7 protein-coding genes are annotated in these 7,034 nt (G+C 71.8%); 4 read left to right on the top strand and 3 right to left on the bottom strand.

What is annotated here, in order from left to right; genetic code table 11:
• Nucleotides 1–180 precede the first annotated feature (180 nt).
• From J3A75_RS23790 to J3A75_RS23780, 3 genes are all read left to right on the top strand, one after another.
• Complete coding sequence (locus J3A75_RS23790; protein ID WP_024829288.1) at nucleotides 181–876, top strand: response regulator transcription factor; 696 nt, start codon at nucleotides 181–183, stop codon at nucleotides 874–876.
• On the top strand, nucleotides 873–2,381 hold the full coding sequence (locus J3A75_RS23785) for an ATP-binding protein (protein ID WP_012320423.1): 1,509 nt from the start codon (nucleotides 873–875) through the stop codon (nucleotides 2,379–2,381). Before J3A75_RS23790 ends, J3A75_RS23785 begins: the two co-directional genes overlap by 4 nt.
• A gap of 74 nt (nucleotides 2,382–2,455) precedes the next feature.
• Nucleotides 2,456–3,241, top strand: a complete 786-nt coding sequence (locus tag J3A75_RS23780; protein ID WP_024829290.1) for a 3-hydroxybutyrate dehydrogenase — start codon at nucleotides 2,456–2,458, stop codon at nucleotides 3,239–3,241.
• Between the two features lie 72 nt (nucleotides 3,242–3,313).
• On the opposite strand, the gene J3A75_RS23775 is transcribed toward J3A75_RS23780, so the two are convergent.
• Both J3A75_RS23775 and meaB read right to left on the bottom strand, forming a co-directional pair.
• Entirely contained in the window at nucleotides 3,314–3,691 is a 378-nt protein-coding gene (locus J3A75_RS23775) for a CsbD family protein (protein ID WP_012320421.1), read from the bottom strand.
• Between the two features lie 143 nt (nucleotides 3,692–3,834).
• Nucleotides 3,835–4,821 (bottom strand): methylmalonyl Co-A mutase-associated GTPase MeaB, encoded by a 987-nt coding sequence (gene meaB, locus J3A75_RS23770; RefSeq protein ID WP_012320420.1) that lies wholly within the window; start codon nucleotides 4,819–4,821, stop codon nucleotides 3,835–3,837.
• Between the two features lie 190 nt (nucleotides 4,822–5,011).
• On the opposite strand from meaB, the gene J3A75_RS23765 reads away from it, so the two are divergent.
• Nucleotides 5,012–6,040 (top strand): alpha/beta hydrolase, encoded by a 1,029-nt coding sequence (locus J3A75_RS23765; RefSeq protein WP_012320419.1) that lies wholly within the window; start codon nucleotides 5,012–5,014, stop codon nucleotides 6,038–6,040.
• A 10-nt stretch (nucleotides 6,041–6,050) separates the two neighbouring features.
• On the opposite strand, the gene J3A75_RS23760 is transcribed toward J3A75_RS23765, so the two are convergent.
• The gene (locus J3A75_RS23760; RefSeq protein WP_043074164.1) at nucleotides 6,051–6,935 is read right to left on the bottom strand and encodes a transglutaminase-like domain-containing protein; all 885 of its coding nucleotides are present in this window, start codon (nucleotides 6,933–6,935) and stop codon (nucleotides 6,051–6,053) included.
• Nucleotides 6,936–7,034: the final 99 nt, after the last annotated feature.

The raw sequence follows: 7,034 nt of genomic DNA, 5'->3' as shown, positions 1-7,034 counted from the left end.
CGCCCGCGCGGACGAAGCCGGTGACGGATCTCGCGCCCTCCGAGTCGTCCGCGCCCCGCTTCGGGACGGGTCGAGGTCCGCGGCCTCGGCCCGTTCGTCCCGTGAGGGGAGGGGAGCGGCTTGACCATGTTGATGGAGATACGTTCCCCCGACCCGCGCGGCGCGCTATGGAACGGGGCCATGCGACTGCTCATCATCGAGGACGACCGGGAGGCGGCGGCCTATCTCGTCAAGGCGTTCCGCGAGACCGGACACGTCGCCGACAGCGCGCATGATGGTCTCGACGGGTACGCGCTCGCCCGCGAGGGCGACTACGACGTGCTGATCGTCGACAGGATGCTGCCGAAGCTCGACGGCCTGTCGCTGATCCGGTCGCTGCGCGAGCAGAACGTCGCGACGCCGACCCTGATCCTGTCCGCGCTGGGGCAGGTCGACGACCGGGTGAAGGGGCTGCGCGCCGGCGGCGACGACTACCTGCCGAAGCCCTACGCGTTCTCCGAGCTCCTGGCACGGACCGAGGCGCTGGCCCGGCGACAGGCCGGATCCGGCGCCGCGGAGGAGACGCGCTACCGGATCGGCGACCTGGAGCTCGACCGCCTGTCGCATCGGGTGACCCGGGCCGGCCGCGAGATCCCGCTGCAGCCGCGCGAGTTCCGCCTCCTCGAGTACCTGATGCGTCACGCCGGACAGGTCGTGACGCGCACCATGCTGCTCGAGCACGTGTGGGACTACCACTTCGACCCGCAGACCAACGTCATCGACGTCCACGTCTCGCGCCTGCGCAGCAAGCTCGACAAGGGCTTCCCGTCGCCGATCATCCACACGGTCCGGGGGGCCGGCTACGTGCTGCGCTTCGACGACGGCGCGGCCGGGTGAGCGACGTCGGGACCGAGGCGCCGGTCGCCCGCGAGACCGCGGGGGCGCGGTTCCAGAAGCTGTTCCGCACCACCGCGTTCAAGCTGTCGCTGGCCTACCTGGCGATCTTCGCCCTCTGCGCGTTCCTGGCGCTCGGCTACGTCGCGTGGAACGCCCGCGCGGTGCTCGACGACCAGATCGTCTCGACGATCGACGCAGAGATCAACGGCCTGTCGGAGCAGTACAATGCCGGCGGCCTGCGGCGGCTGATCTCCGTGGTGGAGCGGCGCTCGCGGGAGCCCGGCGCGTCCCTCTACCTGGTGACCACGGCGGGCGGCGACCATGTCGTCGGCAACGTCGGCTACGTGCCCGCCGCCGTGCTGGCGACGCCCGGCCAGAGCGAGACGCGCTACGGCCGCAACGACGCGGATTCCGAGGCGCATCAGGCGATCGTGCGGGTCTTCACGCTGCCGGGCGGGTTCCGCCTGCTCGTCGGGCGCGACACCGAGGAGCGCGACCGCCTGCGGGCGGTGATCGGACGCGCCTTCGTCACGTCGCTGGCCGCGGTCGTGCTCCTCGGGGTGATCGGCGGCTGGCTCGCGGCGAGCCGTGTCCTGCGCCGGGTCGATGCCATGACACAGACCACGCGGGCGATCATGGCGGGCGACCTCGACGGCCGGCTCCACGTGGCCGGGAACGGCGACGAACTCGACCGCCTCGCGTCCAGCCTCAACCAGATGCTGGAGCGGATCGGCGAACTGATGCGCGGCATGCGGGAGGTCTCCGACAACATCGCGCATGACCTGAAGACGCCGCTGACCCGCCTGCGCAACCGCGCCGACGAGGCCCTGCGCCGGGCCTCGACGCAGGAGGAACTGCGCGCGGCGCTGGAAGCCGTGATCGACGAGGGCGACGGGCTGATCCGGGTGTTCAACGCGCTCCTGATGATCGCGCGGCTCGAGGCCGGAAGCGCCCGGGAGATCCTCGTCCCGCTGGATATCGGACAAGCGGTGCGGGGCGTCGGCGAATTGTACGAGGCGCTCGCCGAGGACCAGGGCCTGACCCTCACGGTGACCGCGCAGGACGACCTGATCATCGCCGGCAACCGCGAACTCATCGGTCAGGCCCTGGCCAACCTGATCGACAATGCCCTGAAGTACGGGGCCGTCTCCGCCGGAGCGGAAGCCCGCGTGACCCTGGACGCGTGGCGCGAGGCGGGCACGGTCCGACTCGCCGTCTCCGATCACGGCCCGGGCATTCCCGAGACGGACCGGGCCCGCGTGCTCGGACGCTTCGTGCGCCTGGAGGATGCCCGGTCGCGACCCGGCTTCGGTCTGGGCCTCAGCCTCGTCAACGCCGTGGTGCGCCTGCATCACGGGACCCTGCGGCTCGCCGACAACGGCCCCGGGCTGCGGGTCGAGATCGAGTTTCCGGCCTCGGCGCAGGCGCAGCCGGCGGCCGGTGACATCCTGCCCGCTCCGCCATCGGGCGACCCTGTGCCGGACTCCCTGTCCCGCGCTACTTAGGTCGCGACCTGTCCCACCGTCGCCCGGCCGTGACCGCGTCCGAGCGGCGGCGCGCCCGCGTTCCAGGAGGCCCCATGACCCTCAAGACCAAGACCGCCCTCGTGACCGGCTCGACCAGCGGCATCGGGCTCGCCATCGCGCGCGCCCTCGCGGCCGAGGGGGCCAACATCGTGCTCAACGGCTTCGGGGACGCGCAGGCCGTCGAGGAGGCCCGGGCGGGGATCGAGAGCACCTACGGGGTCAAGGCCCGGTACTCGGCCGCCGACATGAGCAAGCCCGATGCGATCGCCGCCATGGTGCGCGAGGCGGAGGAGACCTTCGGGGCGGTCGACGTGCTGGTCAACAACGCCGGCATCCAGTTCGTATCGCCGATCGAGGAGTTTCCCGCGGAGAAGTGGGAGCAGATCATCGCGATCAACCTGTCCTCGGCCTTCCACACGATGCACGCGGCGATTCCCGGGATGAAGGCGCGGGGTTGGGGGCGGATCATCAACACGGCCTCGGCCCACTCTCTGGTGGCCTCGCCGTTCAAGTCGGCCTACGTGGCGGCCAAGCACGGGATCGCGGGCCTGAGCAAGACGGCGGCGCTGGAACTCGCCCCGCACAGGATCACGGTGAACTGCATCTCGCCCGGCTACGTCTGGACGCCTCTGGTGGAGGCCCAGATCCCCGACACGATGAAGGCCCGCGGCCTCACCAAGGAGCAGGTGATCGAGGACGTGATGCTGAAGGCGCAGCCGACCAAGGAGTTCGTCACCGTCGACCAGGTGGCCGCGCTGGCGGTGTTCCTGTGCTCCGACGCGGCGAGCCAGATCACGGGCGCCAATATCAGCATGGACGGTGGCTGGACCGCGCAGTAGCGCGACCGGCCGCGGCGGCCGGGCCCGGTCGCCGCCAAGGCCCCGCCCGAATCCGGGCGGGGCCTCTCCCGGTCAGCGGCGACCGTGGACCAGCAGGGCGAGGCCGTAGCCGACCGCGCCCGCGATCAGCAGCGCGACCAGGGGGTTCTCCTCCACCCGGGCGCCGACGGCGGTGCGCCCGTCGCGCAGGTACGAACCGCTTCGCTCGTAGACGTCCCCCGCCACGTCGCCGGCGCGCTCGTAGGCGTCGCTCGCGTAGTCACCGGCCCGGTCTGCGATGTCACGGGCCTTGTCCTTCACCTGGCCGTAGACGTTCTGAGCCTGGCCCTGGGCCTCGCGGAAACGTCCCTCGACCGAGTCGCGGTTGGAGCCCACGAAATCACCGGCCGAGCCCTGAACCTTGCCGACGGCCTCCTTGGCGCCGCCGACGATCCGATCCGTATCAACCATGGCACTCTCCTGGACGTGAGCGCGGCGCCGCGACAGGGGCGCCGCTCGATAAGCCGTCGTCCACCGAACGCGCGAGACGGCGTTTGTGCCCCCGCCCGCCACGAAATTGTGCGTCTCGCCCCGCGATCGCGGCCGCGGAACGGTCAGAGCCCGATCAACTCGGCGATGGCCGCCGCGCCGGCGGCCGGGGAGGTCTCGCCCCGGGCGACGCCGGCCTCGGCCTCGGCCGTGCGGCGGCGAACTTCCGGGGAGCCGACGAGACGCTGGTGCAGGCGCTCGTCGACCAGCGCCCACATCCACTTCACGTCCTGAGTCCGGCGCTTCGCCTGGATCTCGCCGGTCGCCGTGAGCTTCTCCCGGTGATCGACGATCTTCGCCCACAGGGCGTCGAGCCGCAGGTTGTGGAAGCCCGAGATCGTGACCACCGGCGGTGTCCAGGTGGCGGAGGCCGGAGTCAGGATGTGCAGCGCCGCCCGGTACTCCGAGGCCGCCGCGTTGGCGCGCTGCTCGGCCTCGCCCGCATCGGCCTTGTTGACGGCGATCATGTCGGCGAGTTCGAGAATGCCCTTCTTGATGCCCTGCAACTCGTCGCCCGCCCCGGGCAGCATCAGCACGAGGAAGAAGTCGGTGAGGTCGGCCACGGCCGTTTCCGACTGGCCGACGCCGACCGTCTCGACGAGGATCACGTCGAAGCCCGCCGCCTCGCAGAGCAGCATGGTCTCGCGGGTCTTGGCCGCGACGCCGCCGAGCGTGCCGGAGGACGGGGAGGGACGGATGAAGGCTCCGGGATCGTGCGACAGCCGCGCCATCCGGGTCTTGTCGCCCAAGATCGAGCCGCCGGTCCGCGAGGACGACGGGTCGACCGCGAGCACCGCCACCTTGTGACCGGCCTCCGTCAGGTTCGAGCCGAGGGCGTCGATGGTGGTCGACTTGCCGACGCCGGGTACGCCGGTGATGCCGACGCGGATCGCCCGGCCGGTCTCGGGCAGGACCGAGTCGATCAGGCTCGCCGCCAGCGCCCGGTGATCGGCGCGCTTGGACTCGGCCAGCGTGATGGCGCGGGCCAGAGCGGCGCGGTCGCCGCGCAGCAGGCGCTCCCGGAGACTCTCGATGTCGATGGACGGCGTCATGATCCCTTCATGGCCGCGGCGACGGCCGCCGTCGAGGGGGAGAGTACCGGGGCCGGGGGATGGGCCGGCTGTGTCCCGCCCACCACAAGCCCGGCCGTGCCCGCTATTCACGCCGCGATGCGGCGATCGTGCCCCGCGATGGTCACGATCCTGGGCAACGGAAGACGACCCGCCCGAGCGTCACCGGATCATGTCGAGCCAGATCGTCTCACGCCGCGTCCTTCTCCGCTTCGGAGCCCTCGCGGGCGCCGCGGGTCTCGCCCCGTCGCTCGGTGCCTGCGTCACCGACGACCTCGGCACCGGCGCGGCCCTGCCCGAGAAGCAGTCGGCCCTCGACGTCATGCCGGTGCTGCTGGTCGCCACGACCCGCAAGCCCGTGGGCAATCCGCCCCGACCGCCGTACTTCAGCAGCGACCGCGGCCGCGGCCTGAGCTTCGCCGAGGTGCGCCTGTCGCCGCCCGACCGCTCGCTGCTCGGCAAGGTCTCGTCCGTCATCACCGGCGACTGGACCATCGGCGCAGTTCCGAAATCCGAGTCCGGCCCGGGCGCCGCCGAGGCCTTTTCCCAGGCCGCCCTCGGGCGCGACGTGCTGATCTACGTCCACGGCTACCGCGAATCGTTCGAATCCGCCGCCGTCAGCGCTGCCCGGCTCTCGGACGGGATCCGGTTCCGCGGCGTCTCCGGCCTGTTCACGTGGCCGTCGGCGGCCGCGACCCTCGATTACAATTACGATCGCGAGAGCGCCCTCTGGTCGCGCGACGCGTTCGAGGACCTGCTGAAGGCGCTCGCCGCCTCGCCCAGCGGCGGCCGCATCAACATCGTCGCGCACTCCATGGGCACGCTCCTCACCCTCGAGACCCTGCGCATGCTCCGCGCCGAGGCCGGCGAGGCGGCGATGTCGCGGATCGGTGCCGTGGTGCTGGCCGCGCCCGACATCGATTTCGACCTGTTCTCCAACGGCGTCGCCCGCCTCGGGCCCGACGTCTCGAAGATCACGGTGATCTCCTCCACCAACGACCGGGCGCTCGAACTCTCGGCGGCGCTGGCGGGGGGCGTGCGCGCCGGCGCGGCCGACCGCGCCAAGCTCGAGGCCCTCGGCGTCCGCGTCGCCGACGCCTCCGATTACGGCGGCGGCCTGATCAACCACGACCTGTTCCTCTCGAACCCGGACGTGCAGGGGGTGGTCAAGCGCGCCATCGCCCGCGGCGCCGGCGTCTGACGCGCGGCGCTCACCCCGTCCGGGTCGCCATGCTCTGCGGCGGCAGGGGTTCCTCCGGCATTACCGGCGCGTCGCCGGACGCGTCGAGGTGGTCGATCCGGTCGGCCCAGACCCGGAAGCCCACGAGGGGATTGGGTCCGAACGTGTGGGTCAGCGGCACGTCCGCGGCGTCGCGGCCGTACGCGACCATGACGCGGCCGATCCGCGGGCTGTTGTTGCGCGGGTCGAACACGTGCCAGCCTCCACCGAGATAGACCTCCATCCAGGCCGCGAAGTCGCCCGCCGGGTGCGGCTCGGGCTCGCCGATGAAGCTGATGTAGCCGGTGCAGTACCGGGTCGGGACGTTGAGGGCGCGGCAGAACGCGACCGCCAGGTGGGTGAAGTCCCGGCAGACGCCGCGCCCGCCCGCGTAGGCGTCCATGGCCGTGCGGTCGCGGTGGGCGAACTCGTAGCCGAACGCGATGTGGGCGTGGACGAAGTCGCAGACCGCCTGCACCCGGGCCCAGCCCGGCTCGGTATGGCCGAAGAGACGCCACGCCTCGTCGGCCAGGAGGTCGGACTCGCAGTAGCGGCTGGGGAGCAGGAACACGATCGTCTCGGGCGGCAGCTCCTCGATCGCGTGCTGCGCGGCCTCCGGGTGGACCGGATCGGGCACGCCGCTGTCGCGGATCGCGGCGTCGGTCCCGATGGTGAAGTTGCCGGCGGGCGCGGTCAGGCGGCCGCACAGGTTGCCGAAGCCGTCGCGATAGATCGTCACCGGGACGGGCGGATCGGTCCGGAGCGCGTCGGGCGCCTCCAGGGCGGCCGCCCTGGAGGGATGCACGTTGAGCATCACCACCATGGGCACCGGGTAGGGGAAGGCGTAGCGCATCTCGCAGCCGAGCCTGATCCGCATGCGCGGGTGATCCTTCGTGTTCGAGACCGTGTCCGCGGCGACGCGCGCAGGAGCCGTGCCGCGCCGAATCGTGCGGGTGGGGCCGCGACGGGCTTGGCG

It is taken from the genome of Methylobacterium sp. PvP105 (genome assembly GCF_017876975.1).
GTDB classification, from domain to species: Bacteria; Pseudomonadota; Alphaproteobacteria; order Rhizobiales; family Beijerinckiaceae; genus Methylobacterium; species Methylobacterium radiotolerans.
Note: the sequence above shows the minus strand (reverse complement) of the source record. Positions and strands in the feature narration are given on the sequence as shown.